At 49.5% G+C, this 19,475-nt stretch carries 14 protein-coding genes and 2 tRNA genes; 4 read left to right on the top strand and 12 right to left on the bottom strand.

All coding sequences use genetic code 11. The features are described 5' to 3' along the window. The first annotated feature begins 249 nt into the window (after positions 1-249). From ACO6VG_RS01245 to ACO6VG_RS01260, 4 genes are all read left to right on the top strand, one after another. Positions 250-1,641, top strand: coding sequence for a hypothetical protein (locus ACO6VG_RS01245; RefSeq protein WP_422472311.1), 1,392 nt, complete (start codon positions 250-252; stop codon positions 1,639-1,641). Positions 1,642-1,866: 225 nt separating this feature from the next. Continuing rightward, the gene (locus ACO6VG_RS01250; protein ID WP_422135238.1) at positions 1,867-3,261 is read left to right on the top strand and encodes a cytochrome P450; all 1,395 of its coding nucleotides are present in this window, start codon (positions 1,867-1,869) and stop codon (positions 3,259-3,261) included. A gap of 51 nt (positions 3,262-3,312) precedes the next feature. Next, positions 3,313-4,704 (top strand): hypothetical protein, encoded by a 1,392-nt coding sequence (locus ACO6VG_RS01255; protein ID WP_422135239.1) that lies wholly within the window; start codon positions 3,313-3,315, stop codon positions 4,702-4,704. Between the two features lie 188 nt (positions 4,705-4,892). After that, entirely contained in the window at positions 4,893-6,284 is a 1,392-nt protein-coding gene (locus ACO6VG_RS01260) for a hypothetical protein (protein ID WP_422472313.1), read from the top strand. A gap of 32 nt (positions 6,285-6,316) precedes the next feature. Here ACO6VG_RS01260 and ACO6VG_RS01265 read toward each other — a convergent pair whose 3' ends face one another. The 12 genes from ACO6VG_RS01265 to tpiA form a co-directional block, all read right to left on the bottom strand. After that, positions 6,317-7,861 carry a hypothetical protein gene (locus ACO6VG_RS01265; RefSeq protein WP_422472315.1) on the bottom strand — a complete coding sequence of 515 codons (1,545 nt, stop codon included), beginning with the start codon at positions 7,859-7,861 and terminating at the stop codon, positions 6,317-6,319. A 308-nt stretch (positions 7,862-8,169) separates the two neighbouring features. After that, positions 8,170-10,269 (bottom strand): polyribonucleotide nucleotidyltransferase, encoded by a 2,100-nt coding sequence (pnp, locus tag ACO6VG_RS01270; RefSeq protein WP_422135242.1) that lies wholly within the window; start codon positions 10,267-10,269, stop codon positions 8,170-8,172. A 688-nt stretch (positions 10,270-10,957) separates the two neighbouring features. After that, complete coding sequence (gene rpsO / locus ACO6VG_RS01275; RefSeq protein ID WP_422135243.1) at positions 10,958-11,227, bottom strand: 30S ribosomal protein S15; 270 nt, start codon at positions 11,225-11,227, stop codon at positions 10,958-10,960. A gap of 166 nt (positions 11,228-11,393) precedes the next feature. Then, on the bottom strand, positions 11,394-12,338 hold the full coding sequence (truB, locus tag ACO6VG_RS01280; RefSeq protein ID WP_422135244.1) for a tRNA pseudouridine(55) synthase TruB: 945 nt from the start codon (positions 12,336-12,338) through the stop codon (positions 11,394-11,396). Between the two features lie 3 nt (positions 12,339-12,341). Beyond that, positions 12,342-12,746, bottom strand: a complete 405-nt coding sequence (gene rbfA, locus ACO6VG_RS01285; RefSeq protein WP_422135245.1) for a 30S ribosome-binding factor RbfA — start codon at positions 12,744-12,746, stop codon at positions 12,342-12,344. A 90-nt stretch (positions 12,747-12,836) separates the two neighbouring features. After that, positions 12,837-15,413, bottom strand: coding sequence for a translation initiation factor IF-2 (infB, locus tag ACO6VG_RS01290; RefSeq protein ID WP_422135246.1), 2,577 nt, complete (start codon positions 15,411-15,413; stop codon positions 12,837-12,839). A gap of 26 nt (positions 15,414-15,439) precedes the next feature. Continuing rightward, on the bottom strand, positions 15,440-16,933 hold the full coding sequence (nusA, locus tag ACO6VG_RS01295) for a transcription termination factor NusA (RefSeq protein ID WP_422135247.1): 1,494 nt from the start codon (positions 16,931-16,933) through the stop codon (positions 15,440-15,442). A 173-nt stretch (positions 16,934-17,106) separates the two neighbouring features. Then, a complete protein-coding gene (rimP, locus tag ACO6VG_RS01300) occupies positions 17,107-17,574 on the bottom strand; it encodes a ribosome maturation factor RimP (RefSeq protein ID WP_422135248.1) in 468 nt (155 codons plus the stop codon). Positions 17,575-17,794: 220 nt separating this feature from the next. Next, positions 17,795-17,871 (bottom strand) — tRNA-Met (locus ACO6VG_RS01305). Positions 17,872-18,001: 130 nt separating this feature from the next. Next, positions 18,002-18,088, bottom strand: a tRNA-Leu gene (locus ACO6VG_RS01310). A 35-nt stretch (positions 18,089-18,123) separates the two neighbouring features. Next, entirely contained in the window at positions 18,124-18,567 is a 444-nt protein-coding gene (gene secG / locus ACO6VG_RS01315) for a preprotein translocase subunit SecG (protein ID WP_422138856.1), read from the bottom strand. A gap of 2 nt (positions 18,568-18,569) precedes the next feature. Then, positions 18,570-19,316: a triose-phosphate isomerase gene (tpiA, locus tag ACO6VG_RS01320; RefSeq protein WP_422135250.1), complete on the bottom strand. Its 747-nt coding sequence runs from the start codon at positions 19,314-19,316 to the stop codon at positions 18,570-18,572. Positions 19,317-19,475 lie beyond the last annotated feature (159 nt).

Genomic DNA, 19,475 nt, shown 5'->3' on the forward strand with positions numbered 1-19,475 from the left:
GTACCAATAAAGCCGTGCTTTTCACTTTTGAAAGCACGGTTTTTTTGTATCTGGCTGCCACCAACTGGTCAAGACAGGTGACCCATCGTGGGTCGCTTCAATAACAGGTGTGTCCATTTTACTGACCTATATATGAACTCTTTGGAGCTTTTTTGCCTCTAATAATTAGACGGGTTGTATCGCAACCTCTGATCTCTCCAGAGGGAGTTGCGTAACACCAATAATGTTCTTTAAAAGGGGGATAACATTATGGATCCATTACGCGCTTTATTACTGACCATTCTGATCTTTTTTCCTGTCCAGGCTTCTGCTGGAGAATTTTCACCCGGCTACTCGACGGCATACCGCCACTTTCCAGAGCTGGTAACTGCACTTGATAAAAACTTTGATGGCCTGCTCTCCTACGATGAACTCATTGATGGCTACCATGCACCGTATCTGAACAAAGACCTTTATCAAACCATCAGGCTTTACCTCGTTAATTTCGAGTCGTGGCAAAACCCTGTTGCCGTCTCATTAAGCAGGGATAGCATTGAGTTGGCCGAACTGTCGGGACAAGTGGCAAAGTATCACCACGAGCGGGACAACACTTTTTGGGATGCCTGGCTTGCACAACCGGAACGGCAACCTTATGCAGACGCTTATAGACGACTTTTCCCTCATGGTCTGACCAGTATTACTCCGGATAATCTTGTGCAAAAGTATTTTCCAGACTGTGTTCTGAGTGCCTCGCTGGCCTCAATAGCCAGCTCCGAAACCGGAAAAAGACTGATATTCAATTACTTCTATAATACGGCTGATGAACAGGTATTTAGCATCGTTTTTCGCGGCAGTAATGCAAGTATACCGATTCGATTCAGAGAAGTTGAGCACCACAAATTTGCCGAAACACGTGATGGCGGTATCTGGCTGGCTATGCTGGAAGCTGCTTACGCAGAATCGTCAAAAAGTTTCGTTAAAAAATATCGACAAGCCGACTGGTCACGGTTTGACTATCGCAAATATTCAAAGCTGGACGGGGTAGACCAGATGCAAGCTATTGATGTACTTATGGGATCCTATTCCGATTACATCAACCCGCAACTTCAAAGTCAGGAGCAGTTGAAGGAGCTACTCAACTCTTTTGTTGATAATGAAAAAGTTGCGATTTTTTCTGTTAACCCATCAATTTCAACTTTACTGAAGTTAAGGCCATTCGCTAGAATCAAAAGCTATCACGCCTATAGTCTGATCGGCTATGACAAAGAAAAAGATATTGTTTATATTCGTGACCCTCATGGCTGGTCTGCTACGCATACAAACCTCTATACCATTAACCAACATATTCAGCCTCTTTCCTCAGGCAACAGTGCAATATTTGAAGTCATAAAGAGCCACCCTTGGGACCCTGACTATAAACGCGCTTATGGACTGACGGATCCTGAACTAAACGACTTCCTCAACCAAACCGCACCACAGGCGCTGGACATCATAGCCAAAGGCGAAATCCTTTCCGATATTTCATTACCCATATCTACTTCTGAGAGAAGCCCTGCCAGGACCGGCATCATTGAAATGACCGTAGAACAGTTCATTGATACATTTAATGTCCTGTTCATCAGCCAGTGCGGCCCCTATCAATGCCCTAATATCAATAACTAGGAGCCTGGCCAGCCGGATATAAACTACTCTTTGGACTTGCTGTTATCTAATGGCTAATTAGCCTTGTCGAAAATCACCATCAGACCAGAAGGTGTCACGTGTAACAAGCTGCTTTTTACAGGGGTTAAGTCGCTCCGACGCTTTTGCGTCTCTTTGGCATTGATGCGCCGTACGAATGGGGTGGGAAATCGCTGATCGAAATCAATGAGTAAAAAAGGAGGGGTCATGACCCGTTTAAAGTTATTTGGCCGCAAAGAAAGCATGTCGTCCGCGCCTCAAGTCCCTGGGCCGACTGGGCTTGAAATGCTCAAGGTGATGAAGGAGGGGCAGCGCGATATCCTCAGCACGCTGATGAGCTTGAGCAATCAGTACGGTGATATTGTGCGTTTCCGCTATGGGCTTTGGCCAGCCTGTTTGGTGACGCACCCAGACCATGTTCGTCATGTGCTTCAAACAAATAATCGTAACTATGACAAAGGCAATCCCCTCTGGGATATGTCACGCTGGTTTTTTCGTGAGGGCTTGCTGACGAGCGAAGGGGAGTTTTGGCGACGGCAGCGTCGTTTGGCGCAACCCGCCTTTCATCATAAGCGTATCGCGACCTTTGCGGAGCTGATGGTTGAGGAAACGGTCAAGATGCTTGCGGCCTGGGTGCAAAAAGATCAGGAGGAAGAGGAAGCGGCGTTCGATATGGCTGCGGAAATGGGACACTTGACAGCCCGCATTGTCAGCACAACCCTCTTTGGAGTAGACGTTGAAGAGCAAGCCGAGGCGATCCATCGCCAAACCTTGCTCATTAATTCTGAGATTGGCGAACGATTCCGGGCGCTTTTGCCACTGCCGCCCGTGCTGCCCACGCCGCGTGACCGTCGTTTCCGAGCGGCACAAAAAGAGCTGAATGACGCCGTGGAACAAATGATCAGCAGGCATCGCCAAGACAATACAGAACGCGGCAACTTGCTCTCGATGCTAATGCACGCCCGTGATGAAGAAACGAACGAACAGATGACCGATCAGCAACTACGCGACGAAGTGCTGATTTTTTTTACCGCCGGGACTGAGACGACAGCCAATGCCCTGGCGTGGTGCTCTTATCTGCTTTCAACACATCCCACCGTGCGCCGCCGCCTTTGGGCTGAAATAGATGAGGTGTCAGGGGGGCGACGTGCCACGCTGGATGATTTGCCAAAGCTTAGTTACACGCGCATGGTCTTTCTCGAAGCGATGCGCCTCTTTCCACCCGCCTGGCTCATCTCGCGCCGCGCCGTCGCCGATGATGAAATCGCGGGCTACCACATCCCCGCCGGCACGATGATATTCACCAGCCCCTACGTCACGCACCGCCATGCCACCTTTTGGCCAAACCCTGAAGGCTTTGAGCCAGAGCGCTTTGAAAAAGAACGCGAAATCAAGCGCTTTGCCTACTTTCCCTTTGGCGGCGGCCCACGTCAGTGCATTGGCAACCAGATGGCCATGATGGAAGGCAGCCTCATCCTCGCCACCCTCTGCCAGCAATACCGCCTTGACCTCGTAGCTGGCCATCCCATCGCCCTCGAGCCCCTGATCACCCTCGCCCCACGGCATGGCATTATGATGACGCGCCATCGACGGCAAAGATGACGCGAATCCCTGACCACAAATCAAGAGAATGACGCGAATCTTTGACCACCAATGAATATGCTAGATCGATTACGCACTCTATTAATGGCCAGTCTGCTGTTTTTTTCTGTCCAGGTTTTTAGCGGGCAATTCGCACCCGGCTACTCGTCGGCATACCGCTACTTCCCGGAGCTGGCAGGCGCACTTGATAAAGACTCTGATGGTCTACTCTCCTACGATGAACTGATTGAGGGCTACCATGCCCCGTATCTGCACAAAGACCTTTACCAAACCATCAGGCTTTACCTTGTTAATTTCGAGTCATGGCAAAACCCTGTTACTGCTTCATTAAGCAGGAAGAGCATTGAACTGGCTGAACTGTCGGGGCAAGTCGCAAAGTATCATCACGAGCAGGACAACACCTTCTGGGATACCTGGCTAGCAAAGCCGAAACAAAAAGCGTTTGCCGACGTTTATAGACGACTTTTCCCCCATGGTCTTACCAGTATCACCCCGGATAACCTCCTGCAGAAAGATTTTCCAGATTGTGTTCTGATCGCTACTCTGGCCTCATTAGCCAGTTGTGAAACCGGAAAAAGGTTAATATTCAATTACTTCTATCCCATTGATGAACAGGCATTAAGTATTCTTTTTGAAGGTATTAGTGAGGGCGCCCAGATTGAATTCAGAGAAGTTGAGCACCATTCATACTTTGCCAAAACACGGGATGGTGGTATCTGGCTGGCTGTGCTGGAAGCCGCATACGCCCACCTGTCGAAACGTTTCATTAATAAAAATCGACATAATGACCGGGCACAATCCAGATATCATCAATACTCAGAACTGGATACAATCAGGGAGTCAGATGCTTTTCACATACTAATGGGATCGCATAGCAATCTCATCAATCTGCAATCTGTGACTCAGGGGCGATTAAAGGAACTGCTCAACACTTTTGTTGATAATGAAAAAGCAGCAACTATTGCTATTATCCCATCTTATTCAGCTCCCCTCGGGCTAAAGCCGTTCGCAAAAATTATAAACAATCACGCCTACAGCCTGATTGGCTATGTCAGGGAAAAAGAAGTTGTCTATATTCGTGACCCTCATGGTTATTCTGCTGCGGTTGAAAATCTCATTACCATTATTCGACATAATCAGCATCTTTCCATAGGAGATAACGTAATATTTGAAGCCATGATGAACTATCCCAGCCATCCTGACTACGGAGTCGCCTATATCTTGACAGAGTCTGAAGTAAACAACTTCCTTAAACTAAATGACCCTAAGACGATTAAAATGGAGAAAGACATAATCAATATTGAACGACTCAGGTCTTGGTCTGAGAAAAGCCCCGCCAATACCGGCATCATCGAAATGAGCATAGACCAGCTTATTAGCACCTTTAATATCATGCACATTAGTCAGGACGGGCCGTATCAATGCCCTATAAACCATAACTAAGGACCTGGCCAGTTGCTCATTCTGCTAACAGGAATCTCCATTTCTCTCACCTGTAAATGAACTTTTTGAACTTCCTGTCATCTAAGTACCTAACCAGGCACTTAATGGTTAAGAAGCCGTGTCACAACCCATGACAAAACCAGAGGGCATGGCTTAACAGCAGGATGCTTATTACAGGAATTAACAGGATGGACCATTTACGTACTTTATTACTGACCAGTCTGCTCTTTTTTACTGTCCAGGTATTTAGTGGCGAATTTTCACCCGGTTACCCTTCGGCGTACCGCTACTTTCCGGAGCTGGCAGGTGCACTTGATAAAGACTCTGATGGCCTGCTCTCCCAAGATGAACTGATTGAGGGTTATCATGCTCCCTATTTGAACAAAGACCTTTACCAGACCATCAGGCTTTACCTTGTTAATTTCGAGCAATGGCAAAACCCTGTTACCGCTTTATTAAGCAGGGATAGTATTGAGCTGGCTGAACTGTCGGGGCAGGCCGCAAAGTATCACTACGAGCAGGACAACGGATTTTGGGATACCTGGCTTGCCAGGCCAGAACGGCAACCGTTTAACAACGCCTATAAACGGCTTTTCCCCCACGGCTTGACCAGTATTACTCCCGACAATCTACTGCAGAAACATTTTCCAGATTGTGTTCTGATTGCCTCACTGGCCTCAATTGCCAGTTCTGAAACCGGAAAAAGACTAATATTCAATTACTTCCATACGACGACGGATGAACGAACATTTGACATTGTTTTTCCGGGGATTGATGATGGCACGCTGATCCAATTCAGAGAAGTTGAGCGCTACTCACACTTTGCCGAAACACGTGATGGTGGTGTTTGGCTGGCTATGCTGGAAGCCGCTTACGCCCACCTGTCGAAACGTTTCATTAATGCAAATCGATATAATCGCCCGGCAAGATTCAAGTATCATCAATACTCAGAACTGGACGGGTTAGATGAAGAATCAGTTTTGACTGTACTGATGGGATCGCTTACCGATTTCGTCAACCCGCAACTTCAAACTCAGGAGCGATTGAAGAAGCAACTTAATTCTTTTGTCGATAATGAAAAAGCAGCCACTGTTTCCATTAGCCCACCCCATTCAGCTCCCTTGGGGCTGAGACCGTTCGCAGGAATTAGAACCGAACACGCCTACAGCCTGATTGGCTATGACAAAGAAAAAGATATCGTTTACATCCGTGACCCTGAAGGTGAGTCTGCTGCAGTTGAAAACCTGATTACCATTAATCAACACACTCAGCCTCTTTCCTCAGAAAATAGCGTAATATTTGAAGTCATGAGGAGTAATCCGGGGCATTTCAGCTATGGAGTCGCTTATGGCCTGACAAAGCCGCAAGTAAAGGACCTCCTGAAACATGCTGTACCGTACATATTCGACATAACCAAAGACACAATCCCACTTAACATCGAAGGATTCAGGTCTACTTCTGAGAGAAGCCCTGCCAGTACCGGCATTATTGAAATGCACATAGAGCAGTTCATTCAAACGTTTAATGACATGTTCATTAGCCAGTGCGGGCCGCACCATTGCCCAAACAACGACAATTGACATTCCGTCTGCAGCCTTCCTGGTTCTGCCCGTCACTTCCTGACTAGAATTTCAAAGGTATCTGAAGTAACCAGGGCGTTGGAGTCTCCGCAGGGCGTTGCAAATGATGCTTTACAGACTTTGCCCTCCTTAAAATACTGGCCGAAGGTTTTGAAACCGTTATTCATAAAACGACAAAAATATACCGGTACCCTGTCTATTCTTCTGCTAAAACCTGCAACGCTGTAACCGGCAATAATAGCCTCGTCAGGCAGATTATCCTCAAAAGCCTTCCAGCCAATCCTACCATTAATCACAGGTTTCAGGTAATCAGTAGCAATACTGCCATCCTGATTGGTAGCGACGTAGCCACTTTTTCCACTGGTACCTATATATCCACAATACTTATTAGATCCCTGCCCAGCCAGTGAGCCCAGGATAAACTCTTTGTAAGGCCTTCTGGGGGAGCAAAAGTATTCATAAACATCAAGATTGACTCCTCTGATATCTTGTTCAGATTCCATTGCTTGCCATACAACAGGAGACTGCTTGACTGGAAGGGCCTTCTTTCGTATAGGGATAAAATGGAGCATAGAGCCTGATGGGTTAGCACCAGCTATCAGTCCTGCACATCCATCTCCGCTTTCACGAACCCCATCGCTGTAATCGCTGTACCATTGGGTTCCGGGGCTGGCATCATTTTTACACAAAGTTTCATGACGCAGACTCCCAGACAAGAGTACTGTCGATGCAAAGAGTACCGGATGCCTAGGCTCTTTCCGAAATCGGTAGGAGCCTCTGCGATAAGTAACATTGATCTGATAATATTCTTCGTCAGTGACCAGAATGTCTCTGGGTAGCAGAGCCTCAACCCCCAAGGATACCAGGAAATTATCTGTTATTCTACCCGATAAAAGGCATCCGCTGAAATCATCGGGTGTGTTGGCCAGCATACCAACGAGGGTATAGACCCCTCCGCCCCACTCTAACTTGACTCGACAGAATCCGGTCGCTTGCTGATCATTGCAGCGACCCTTTTTGGTTAAAGGTGCCGGCAGTGGGGAACCACACTTTACGACCGCAGTCCCGAAGGGATCGGCCCGGTTATAGGAGGAAGTGTTTAACGGAAATAGTGCCGGCCGGAGATCACCTTCATTAAGGTGAGGGGGGTGCTTTTTTTTAAGAAATGTCGCCCTTGCCCAAAGAAGCGTTGGCTTTTTCTCAGCGTCAGTGTAGTTATCCTCATCGACATCAAAAGGAATCAGGTTGTTCTGATCGATGATCGCTCTCTGAGAATTCTCAGGAAGCTGTATGCCCTCTACTAACGTGCCCTTTAATAGCGCAAATAGCTCACTGGGGCTGTTTTTAATATCACTTTGACTTGATGAGGAATCAACAGAACTGCTTTTCCCAGCTCTTGAGTCGCCCGACGGCAATGTCGGATCCAAATCGGATGGAAGAAGCGTTCCATTTTTTGATTGCTTTGAATCTGAGTGCGTAAGCCCTCCCTGGCGCTGCTCAACGGCAAAAGCAATTGCACTGTGATTCACAGCGATGGATAAGACCAGCACGGGTAGAGCCCCTAAAACTCGTTTCATGCTTAAGCTCCTCGACCATAGTTACGGTAAAACCCGGTTAAAAGCCTGTTCGTAACACTCAACAAGACGACAGTATAGTTTTTATTTCAATGATAAATAGAATATAAATGACTTATAAAAACCGATTCTTATGAGATCTGGCTCTGAGTTTGTGGGTTTAATAGCAAATTATATAAATGATTTATAAAAACTGGTTCTAATGAAGTCTGACTTACAGCTTGGGAGTTCAGCGATTTAGCGGTGTGATAGGGAGATAATAAAACAGGGGCCACTGGCTCCTGTTTTATTAGAAAGTTACGCACTCAAGATCAGCCCTGCTGTTCTCTTGCACGCTCAACTTCTTTAATGCTGAGCTTAATACGACCACGGGAGTCAATATCCAGCACCACAACGTCGATAGTCTGGCCAACTTTCAAGTAGTCGGTCACATTCTCAACACGCTCATTGGCGATTTGAGAAATGTGCACAAGACCGTCTTTACCGGGCAAAACACTGACGAATGCGCCAAAGTCAAGAATACGAGTCACTTCACCGGTATAGATCTTACCAATCTCGGCTTCGGCAGTTATGCCGTAGACCATGTCATAGGCAGCCTTGGCTTTCTCGCTGTTCTCGGCAAAGATCTGTACCATACCGCTGTCGTCGATATCAACGGACGCACCCGTTTTATCGCAGATGCTGCGAATAGTAGAACCCCCTTTACCGATCACGTCACGAATCTTGTCCGGGTCAATTTTCAGAGACATGGTCATAGGCGCATTCGGGTTCAGTTCCGTACGAGCAGAACTGATGACCTTGTTCATCTCGCCCAGAATGTGCAGGCGGGCCTGCATAGCCTGCTCCAGGGCAATCTCCATGATCTCTTCCGTAATACCGGCAATCTTGATATCCATCTGCAGGGCAGTAATACCTTCAGAAGTACCCGCTACTTTAAAGTCCATATCACCCAAGTGGTCTTCATCACCCAGAATGTCGGTCAGAACAGCGAACTGATCACCTTCTTTAACCAGACCCATGGCAATACCGGCTACAGGTGCTTTCAGAGGCACACCTGCATCCATCAGGGCCAGGGAAGAACCGCAAACCGAAGCCATGGAGCTGGAACCGTTGGATTCTGTGATCTCGGAAACAACACGGATGGTGTACGGAAAATCTTCCTGAGTAGGCAGAACCGCCTGAACACCACGACGAGCCAGACGACCATGACCAATTTCACGACGACCAGGCGCTCCCATACGACCACACTCGCCTACAGAGTATGAAGGAAAGTTGTAGTGCAGCATGAATGGATCTTTGACTTCACCTTCCAGATTGTCAACGATCTGAGCGTCGCGAGTCGTCCCCAGAGTGGCGGTAACGATGGCCTGAGTTTCACCGCGGGTGAACAGGGATGAACCATGGGTCTTCTGCAGAACGCCGATCTCGACACCAATGTTACGGACCGTCCTGGTATCACGGCCATCGATACGAGGCATACCGCTGATGATGTTGCCACGTACAACATTTTTCTCCAGCTTGCCGAAGGCTTTTTCAACATCAGAAGTGTCGAAAGCACTGTTTTCACCAGCAATGGCTTCCAGCACTTCCTGGCGCAGCGATTTTACGGCAGCAGTACGATCCTGCTTGATGGTGATCTGGTAAGCTTCACGCATTTTGCCTTCGAAGGACGCTACTTTTTCTTTCAGCTCAGTGTTCTCAGCTGGCGCTTCCCACTCCCAGCGAGCCTTGCCAGCTTCTGCAGCCAGCTCTTTAACGGCCTGGATGACGGTCTGGTATTCCTGATGAGCAAATAAGACTGCTCCCAGCATTTCGTCTTCTGTCAGCTCCTGGGCTTCAGATTCAACCATCAGAACAGCGTCGTTGGTACCCGCTACTACCATGTCCAGCTCTGAAGTCTTCAGCTCTTCATAGTCAGGGTTCAGCAGATAGCCTTTCTCTTCATTGAAACCAACGCGCGCAGCACCAATAGGGCCATCGAAAGGAATACCTGATACAGCCAGAGCCGCAGAAGTAGCGACCATGGCGAGAATGTCCGGGTCGTTCTTTTTGTCAGTAGACATGACAGTACAGACAACCTGCACTTCATTCATGAACCCCTTAGGGAACAGAGGACGAATAGGACGATCGATCAAACGGGAGGTCAGAGTTTCTTTTTCGCTTGGACGGGATTCGCGCTTCAGGAAACCACCCGGTATTTTACCAGCAGCGTATGTTTTTTCCTGATAGTGCACAGAAAGCGGAAAGAAATCCTGACCTTCGTTTGCCTGCTTGGCACCCACTACGGTTGCCAAAACAGCAATATCGCCCATCTTGGCCAGGACGGCACCTGAAGCCTGACGAGCAACACGGCCAGTTTCCAGAGTGATGGTCTGATCACCGAACTGAAATGTTTTAATTACCGGATTCACAACGTTTTCCTATTGAGTGTGAATGAACCAATACAGTACCCGGTCATAGTGGCGTGACAGATGCAATTCTAAACCTTCTGGATAATGTACAGACCCCGCCTATCCAGACAGACTTGGAATTGCACCCTCTACTGACGACCAGAGTGCTGACATGTAATACCAATCGAACTTTCTAACTCCCTATTGCGCTGAAGATTTGAGCCTTAATCCTGCGTTGGCGATCGTCGCCATAGCTAAGGCTATGACTCCTCACGCCGCCTTGTCTTAAGGCTCAAATCTCCATGCTCATTGCGGGAGTTAGAAAATACGATTGGTATAAGTACCTGGTCAGGCACTTGAGAGGGGTAATCCCTCTCTTTAAAACCGTAAAAGCAATGTCGTCTTTATGGTTTTTTTAACCACAAGAAAAGTCAGAACCTTATTATACACTTATTTGCAATAAAGATTTCACAGCTTATCAGCAACACCTTGCTGCTTTTTACAACACACTGATTTTTCTTTTTTCCTGTGATCAACAATGCAAAAACACCGCCTGCCTCACAACGGAAGCCGGCGGTGCTTTAGCTGCACAGAAATACATTTATCAGACACAAAACTGTTCAATGTATCCTGTTCAACCCTGAGTTGAACATGACAGAACAACCCAAAGTAGAATCCTGAATCCAGGTCAATAGCGAGACAGGCGCTATTAGCGACGCAGACCCAGACGCTCGATCAGGGAACGGTAACGCTCAACGTCTTTACCCTTCAGATAGTTCAGCATGCTGCGACGCTGGTTTACCATGCGAATCAGACCACGACGGGAGTGGTGATCCTTGTGGTTTGCCTTGAAGTGCCCCTGCAGACCTTCGATGTTTGCAGTCAGCAGAGCAACCTGAACTTCAGGGCTACCGCTGTCGCCTTCAGTGCGACCGAATTTCTTGATGATTTCCGCTTTCTTTTTGGCAGTCAAAGCCATTGTTTTGTACTCCAGTTAATATGCATTCACAATCAGGCAAGACCGTGCATATTTACAGCCAGCCTTCAAAGTTTAACAGCACCTGCTGTCAACCAAGCGGGGCATTCTAACACCAACTTCCAACCGGAAGCCAGTCTGTTAAAACCACCACGCCAGAAAATCTGCCTCAGTTTCCAGAATTGATCAGCCGCCTGGGAGCGACACGACCGTCTTCATCAATCTCACCAATCCCCAGGAATCGAAAGACTTCCTGCCCTTCAACCTCTTCCTGGCCATAAATACGGACATTCCCTTTGGTTGGCGCCTGAGGTACCTGAACAGGCTGCCCCTGACTGATGTAGTAGCTGCTGGTTGCCCCCAGACGGATCTGAGGCCAGTCACTGACGGAAGTATCCAACGGTAATAAGAGCTCATCCAGAGCCCTGTGACCACCGCCGTCACGAATGTCTTCGAGCTCTTCCAAAGTGTGAGACTGGTGTTCAGTATATGGACCGGCTTTAATTCTGTGAAGTTCGGCAACATGCCCCAGACAACCAAGAGCCGCACCAACATCTTCAGCCAGTGTACGGATATAGGTGCCCTTGGAACAGTCCACTTCAAGGATTAACCTGTCACCTTCAAAATCCAGCAGTTCAAGACGATAGATAGTGATTCGGCGAGACGGACGCTCAACAACAATCCCCTGACGAGCCAGCTTATAAAGGGGCTCACCATTGTACTTCAACGCTGAATACATACTGGGAACCTGATCAACCTCACCACGGAAACGATCAAGGACAGTCTCGATATCAGAGCGGGTAACATTCACCGCACGCTGCTCAACAATCTCACCTTCACGGTCACCGGTCTCCGTCTGGATACCCAGCTTTACTTCCGTCCTGTAGGACTTATCGGACTCCAGCAGATACTGTGAAAACTTGGTCGCCTCACCCAGACAGATCGGCAAAACGCCTGTGGCCAGAGGGTCAAGACTGCCGGTATGACCGGCCTTGGCTGCACCATAAAGCCCCTTGACGCGTTGCAGAACGTCATTGGAACTGGCACCTTTGGGCTTATTCACAACAACAATACCGTCCACCCTGCGGCCACGGCTACGTCTGCGTTTAGACATCCATTACTCCTCAGACTCACCCTGATGATCACTGTCACCAGAACGAGCTTTTGCAATCAGCTCACTCATATACGCCCCACGCCTCAGGCTATTGTCATAGCGGAAACGCAACTGGGGAATGCTACGTAACTTGATGGAACGGGCCAGCTGGCTGCGCAGGAATCCGGCAGCACTCTGCAGCACCTCAAGGTCCTCATCAGCGCTTTTCTGGTTACTGACGCCTTTCTGGTCGTCTACACCCAGGAAAGAAACAAAAACATCGGCAAAAGCCAGGTCGCGGGAAACTTCTACCGCACTGACAGTGACCATACCCAGACGGGGATCTTTCATCTCCAGCTGGATCAGCTGTGCCAGTTCTTTCTGAATCTGGTCCGCCACCCGCTGGGTTCGACTGTATTCTTTAGCCATTGGGGATTCAATCCTGCTGATATGAGAAAGCCCGCAATCATTTCTGCGGGCTTCTTTGACGGGCAACCGAATGAGATCGGCCGAGCCTGATTAAAGAGTACGCTTGACCTCAACAGTCTTGTACACTTCGATCTTATCGCCTGGCTTAACGTCGTTGTAGGACTTAACCGCGATACCACACTCCATGCCTTCGCGCACATCCTGCACGTCATCCTTGAAGCGACGCAGGGATTCCAGTTCGCCTTCAAAGATAACCACGTTGTCACGCAGAACACGGATACGGTCGTTGCGGTAAACAGTACCTTCAATAACCATACAGCCAGCCACCGCACCGAACTTCGGAGAACGGAAGACGTCACGCACTTCTGCGGTACCAACAATCTGCTCACGGGTGTCGGAGCCCAGCATACCGCCCAGAGCCTTCTTAACATCTTCGATGATGTCGTAGATGACGCTGTAGTAGCGGAGATCCAGTTCTTCTGCCTCAATCACCCTGCGGGCAGAGGCATCAGCACGAACATTAAAGCCGACAATAACAGCGTTGGAAGCCAGAGCGAGGTTAGCGTCGGTTTCAGTGATACCACCTACGCCGCCAGAAATAACCTTAACCTGTACTTCATCATTACCCTGCTCTTCCAGAGAAGTCGTCAGAGCTTCCAGAGAACCTCGTACGTCTGCTTTCAGAACGATATTGAGAGTTTTCTTCTCTTCAGAGCCCATGCTGGAGAAGATATTTTCCAGCTTGGAAGCCTGCTGACGAGCCAGTTTGACTTCACGGTATTTACCCTGACGGAACAGTGCGATTTCACGAGCCTTACGCTCATCCTTAACCACAATCAGCTCATCACCGGCATCAGGCGTACCGTCCAAGCCCAGAATTTCAACCGGGATGGAAGGACCTGCATCCTTGATCGCCTTACCGTCTTCATCCAGCATCGCACGAACACGACCGTACTGCTGACCTACCAGAATGTTGTCACCCTGTTGCAGGTTACCGGACTGAACCAGAACCGTAGCGACAGGGCCACGACCTTTATCCAGACGGGATTCAACCACCACGCCTTTAGCCGGACCTTCGTCAGCAGCAGACAGTTCAAGAACCTCAGCCTGAAGAAGCACCGCTTCCAGCAGCTCGTCAATACCCTGACCGGTCAGAGCCGATACATGAATAAACTGGGTGTCACCACCCCACTCTTCAGGAATGACTTCCCTCGCAGCCAGTTCATTCTTCACACGATCAGGATCTGCAGCTTCCTTATCGATCTTGTTCACAGCAACAACCACAGGAACACCGGCAGCCTTGGCGTGCTGAACCGCTTCTTCGGTCTGAGGCATAACACCATCGTCAGCTGCAACCACCAGAATGACGATATCCGTTGCCTTGGCACCACGAGCACGCATAGCGGTAAAGGCCGCGTGTCCAGGAGTATCCAAGAAGGACACCATACCGCGTGGCGTATCTACATGATAAGCACCAATGTGTTGAGTAATACCACCGGCCTCGCCAGCTTGCACACGACTCTTGCGGATATAGTCCAGCAGGGAGGTCTTACCGTGGTCAACGTGACCCATTACCGTGACAACCGGTGCACGAGGCCTCTCTTCAAACTCGGTTACGCTACCTTCCTGATTTTCAGTCAGGGAGTCTTCAATGCTGTCAGCCTTAGCCAACTTGAAGGTGTGACCCATCTCTTCAACCACGATGGACGCTGTATCCTGGTCGATCACCTGGTTGATGGTCACCATGGAGCCCATCTTGAACATTGCCTTGATGACGTCAGCGGCCTTCACGGCCATTTTTTGCGCCAGTTCAGCAACAGTGATGGTCTCAGGAATTGAGACTTCACGTATCACCGGAGCGGTTGGCTTGGTGAAGCCGTGAGCGGCCATGGATTCAGGCGTGATAGTTCGAGCTGCCTTACGGCCCCCACGACGATCGTCTTTACGACCGGCGCTACGTCCGCCACGCTTCTCACCACGACGACCGCGCTCTTCACGGGGCTCATCACGGCGATCTTTGGCTTTACGATTACGACCTCGCTTATCACCTTCCGGAGTCGGCATTGGCGCTGCTGCTGGATCAAAGCCAGGTGCAGAAGGACCATCACGACGAGCCGGACGATCTCCGTCACGGCGCGGTGGGCGGTCGCCATCACGACGTGGTGGGCGATCACCATCACGACGCTGAGGACGATCACCATCACGACGCTGAGGACGATCACCATCACGACGCGGTGGGCGATCGCCGTCACGACGCTGCTGAGGACGATCGCCGTCACGACGCTGAGGACGGTCACCATCACGGCGTGAGTCACCACGAGCCCGCTTTTCTTCCGGCTTCTGCTCTTCCGCTTTTTCGTTCTTGACGTAGGTACGCTTCTTGCGAACTTCTACATTGACAACTTTTTTCTTACCAGCGCCACCACCGCCAGATACTTTCATCTGACTGACAGTTTTGCGCTTGAGGGTGATCTTGGTTGGCTCAGCAGTACCTGTATGATCACCGTGAATGCTTTTCAGGTGAGCCAGCAACTGCTTCTTTTCTGCATCCGACACGGCTTCCGAAGCCTTTGTCTGCTTCAGGCCCGCATCCTGCATCTGCTGCAGCAACCTTTCGACCGGAGCGCCGACCACCTTCGCGAGTTGTTCTACGGTTACTTCTGCCATTAACACTTCTCCTCTCAGTGGCCCGCTCAGTTACCAGCTTCCTCGAACCAGGGAGCACGCGCCGTCATAATCAATTCACCCGCACGCGTCTCGTCCATACCTTCAATTTCAAGAAGGTCGTCAATGGACTGCTCCGCCAGATCTTCCATAGTAATGACACCCAGGCTGGCCAGCTCCAGTGCCAGCTCCTCATCCATACCGTCCATAGTCAGAAGGTCTTCAGCTGGCTGTGCGCCATCTAGCTTTTCTTCTCGAGCAATGGCCTGGGTCAGCAGCTTGTCTTTCGCACGAGTGCGAAGCTCTTCCACGATGTCTTCATCCATGCCTTCAATTGCCACCATCTCTTCCAGTGGGACATAGGCAATTTCTTCAACGGTGGTGAATCCTTCGTCGACCAGCAGCTGCGCCAGTTCTTCATCAATGTCGAGCAGATCAATAAAACTCTGTTTAAACCTGTCCGCTTCCTTTTCCTGTTTGGCAGCGGCTTCAGCTTCTGTCATAACGTTCAATTTCCAGCCAGTCAGCTCACTGGCCAGTCGAACATTCTGACCACTACGACCAATGGCCTGGGCCAGATTATCTTCACTGACTGCGATATCCATAGTTCCGGAATCTTCGTCAACGATGATGGAGGCAACCTCTGCAGGCTGCATGGCATTAATCACATACTGGACAGGGTTTTCGTCGAACAGAACAATGTCGATACGTTCATTACCCAACTCGCCGGATACCGCCTGTACACGAGCACCGCGCATACCTACGCAAGCACCTACCGGATCAATGCGACCGTCATTGGTTTTAACGGCAATCTTTGCCCTTGAGCCCGGGTCACGGGCAGCCGCCCTGATCTCCAGAACCTCTTCAGCAATTTCTGGCACTTCAATGCGGAACAATTCAATCAGCATTTCAGGCGCAGTTCGGGACAGCATCAGCTGCGGTCCACGACCTTCCGTGGAAATTTCACTGAGCAGTGCCCTTACATGACTTCCCATACGGAAGTTCTCACGTGGCAAGACGCTATCCTTACGCATGACTGCTTCAGCATTGTTGCCAAGGTCAACAATAATACTGTCACGAGTCGTTTTCTTTACGGTTCCATTAATCAGATCGCCCAGCTTGTCACGATATTGCTCAACCATTTGGGCACGTTCAGCTTCACGCACTTTCTGAACAATAACCTGTTTGGCAGTCTGGGCTGCTATCCGTCCAAATGCTACAGACTCAACCTGCTCTTCCCAGACACCACCGATTTCCAGTGACTCATCCTTTTCCTTACCCTCATCCAGGGTAAAGTGCATGCCAGGAAACTCGAAATCTTCGTCAGCAACTACAGTCCAACGACGGAAGGTATCGTATTCACCACTGCTGCGGTCAATCGCCACCCGGATATCAACTTCGGTTTCGTAACGCTTTTTGGTCGCGGTCGCCAGAGCAATTTCCATAGCCTCGAAGATCACTTCGGGTGGAACGCCCTTCTCGTTGGAAACGGACTCAACGACCAACAGAATTTCTTTACTCATGCTCTGCCTCGCCTATGCTGAACCAGTCCATGCCTTTGCCAACACTTCCCTGGCCGTTAACCGGGAAGACCCCTGCCTGTAATCAACTTTGTTATTGCAGACAACGGCTAACAACCCGGCCTGAACCTTGTTCTCAATCTTTTATCTGGTCATTACCAGTTTTGAGTCTGAAGTTAGTCGAATCTCGGTATCACCTGAGCCTTGTCTATGCTCTCAATGGGAAGAAGCAGTTCGTGATCATCGACAACTAACACCACGTCCTGATCTTCAACCCCTCTTACAATACCCCTGTACTTGCGACGCCCTTCAAAAGGCACCCTCAAACGCACATTAACTTCTGCCCCCGCCCAGGCTACAAAGTGCTCAAGAGTAAACAGCTGCCTGTCCACTCCGGGCGATGAGACTTCGAGGGTATATTCTTCCGTAATGGGATCTTCCACATCGAGAACCCCACTGACCTGGCGACTGACGACCTCACAGTCATCCAGTTGAATTCCCTTTTCTTTATCAAGGGAATCAATATAAATGCGAAGCATTGACTGCTTACCCTGAGATTTGAACTCAACTCCCCAAAGCTGATAGCCAAGGGATTCAACCACGGGTCCAATCAATGCTTCCAGCTGCGACTGCTTGCCTGCCACGTTGGAAACACCTGTCTGCAAAAACAAAAAAAGGGCTTAAAAGCCCTGTCTCTTCTATGCACCCAGTTTTCCAGCTGGACGCAACTAATTAACCTACCAAAGTCACGCCATCAGACATGAATTCAATAGACTCCCAGAGCCCTGTCGAGACCGACACCTCAAGCCCAACAAAAGACTCTGACGCACCTAATAAAAAACCCCATAATGGGGTTTAATTATTTGGTAGCGGGGGCCAGATTCGAACTGACGACCTTCGGGTTATGAGCCCGACGAGCTACCAGGCTGCTCCACCCCGCATCAAACCTACTCCAGTATACTGCCAGCTAAAAACTTGCTTCACAAGCCATAACTGTAGATACGCCTTTTAATCATTACAACACTAAACCAAATTCTTTTCTTCCATTTACTGAAAAAGTTAATGGCAATTTGGTGCCCAGGGCGGGACTTGAACCCGCACGACCGTTAGGCCACCGCCCCCTCAAGACGGCGTGTCTACCAATTCCACCACCTGGGCAAACACCACCACTACATCCTGCTTAAAGCTAGTCCTTACTGGACTGGAGGCAGAGACAGCTCTTTATTCTGCTCGTCGCTTTCGACGGGTTGTGATTCTATCACAGGAGCATCGCTCTCGACACTCTTTTCTGAGCCTATACCTGAGCTCGTTTCTGAAGCGGCTTCCGGAGCGATCGGTGCATCACCGGCCGGAACGGACTCCTCAACAACTACAGCTGGCACACCTGCATCACCGATACTGTCTGCCTTTTGCCTGGCCACCATAGCCAGAGCAAAACTGGTCACAAAAAACACCGTTGCCAGAATCGCCGTAGTACGACTCATAAAGTTGCCAGTACCCTGACTACCAAACACTGTTTGTGACGCACCGGAGCCAAAACTGGCACCGGCTTCCGCACCCTTACCCTGCTGCAACAAAATCAGACCGACTACGGCAGCAGAGGCAAGAACATGAACAATAAGAATTATGGTTTCCATCACTATCCTGCAGCGCGACAGATCGCCTGGAACTCTTCAGCAACCAATGAGGCTCCCCCCACAAGACCACCGTCAACATCCGGCAAAGCGATCAGGTCTGCAGCATTAGCTGCTTTCATGCTACCACCGTACAGAATACGAGTTCTGCCAGCCATAGCCTGATCATGTTCTGCCAGCAAGCTGCGAATCACAGCATGCACTTCCTGCGCCTGTTCCGGTGTTGCAGTCAGCCCGGTTCCAATAGCCCATACAGGCTCATAAGCGATCACAAAATTTGCCAAACGCTCCGGACCAGCAGTCCGCAGCACAGCTTCGACCTGAGCTGTCACCACCTTCATGGTGCTGCCAGCTTCTCGCTCTTGCAGAGTTTCACCCACACAAAGGATAGGCACCAAACCCTGATCAGCCAGAGCACAGAATTTCGCAGCAACTTCCTCATCACCCTCTCCAAACAGAGAGCGACGCTCAGAATGACCAATGATCACGTATTCAATACCAAGATCTTTGACCATCAGAGGCGAAACCTCGCCAGTATAAGCGCCAGATGTCTTGTCAGAGACATTCTGCAAGCCAACTTTTATAGCACTAACAGCCAATATTTCGCAAATGCCTTGAGCATAAATCGAAGGAGGACAAACCAGGACTTCAGCTTTAGTATCAAGACCGGAAACAAGTTTACCCAGTAATTGACGGTTCTCTTCGAGAGATCCATTCATCTTCCAATTACCGGCAACCAGTGGCTGGCGCATACTGCTCACCTCAACATTCGCGAGGTCGGCATACTAACCCAAGTTCCTTTGTTATACAACTGTGCTGACACCTTTCACTGGCAATTTTCCAACAGCGGATGAAAATCAATAAACTCATAACCAGTCAAGCACTTAGAGAATCACTCCTGCTCATTCAAG

This window comes from Endozoicomonas sp. ALB032 (genome assembly GCF_049310125.1).
Taxonomy (GTDB): Bacteria; Pseudomonadota; Gammaproteobacteria; order Pseudomonadales; family Endozoicomonadaceae; genus Endozoicomonas_A.

Bases quoted from the DNA above. Each gene is read 5' to 3' on its own strand.
- ACO6VG_RS01265 (WP_422472315.1), bottom strand. From the start codon at position 7,861: ATGAAACGAGTTTTAGGGGCTCTACCCGTGCTGGTCTTATCCATCGCT.
- ACO6VG_RS01255 (WP_422135239.1), top strand. From the start codon at position 3,313: ATGAATATGCTAGATCGATTACGCACTCTATTAATGGCCAGTCTGCTG.
- rbfA (WP_422135245.1), bottom strand. From the start codon at position 12,746: ATGGCTAAAGAATACAGTCGAACCCAGCGGGTGGCGGACCAGATTCAG.
- infB (WP_422135246.1), bottom strand. From the start codon at position 15,413: ATGGCAGAAGTAACCGTAGAACAACTCGCGAAGGTGGTCGGCGCTCCG.
- secG (WP_422138856.1), bottom strand. From the start codon at position 18,567: ATGGAAACCATAATTCTTATTGTTCATGTTCTTGCCTCTGCTGCCGTA.
- ACO6VG_RS01250 (WP_422135238.1), top strand. From the start codon at position 1,867: ATGACCCGTTTAAAGTTATTTGGCCGCAAAGAAAGCATGTCGTCCGCG.
- nusA (WP_422135247.1), bottom strand. From the start codon at position 16,933: ATGAGTAAAGAAATTCTGTTGGTCGTTGAGTCCGTTTCCAACGAGAAG.
- ACO6VG_RS01260 (WP_422472313.1), top strand. From the start codon at position 4,893: ATGGACCATTTACGTACTTTATTACTGACCAGTCTGCTCTTTTTTACT.
- rpsO (WP_422135243.1), bottom strand. From the start codon at position 11,227: ATGGCTTTGACTGCCAAAAAGAAAGCGGAAATCATCAAGAAATTCGGT.
- tpiA (WP_422135250.1), bottom strand. From the start codon at position 19,316: ATGCGCCAGCCACTGGTTGCCGGTAATTGGAAGATGAATGGATCTCTC.
- truB (WP_422135244.1), bottom strand. From the start codon at position 12,338: ATGTCTAAACGCAGACGTAGCCGTGGCCGCAGGGTGGACGGTATTGTT.
- ACO6VG_RS01245 (WP_422472311.1), top strand. From the start codon at position 250: ATGGATCCATTACGCGCTTTATTACTGACCATTCTGATCTTTTTTCCT.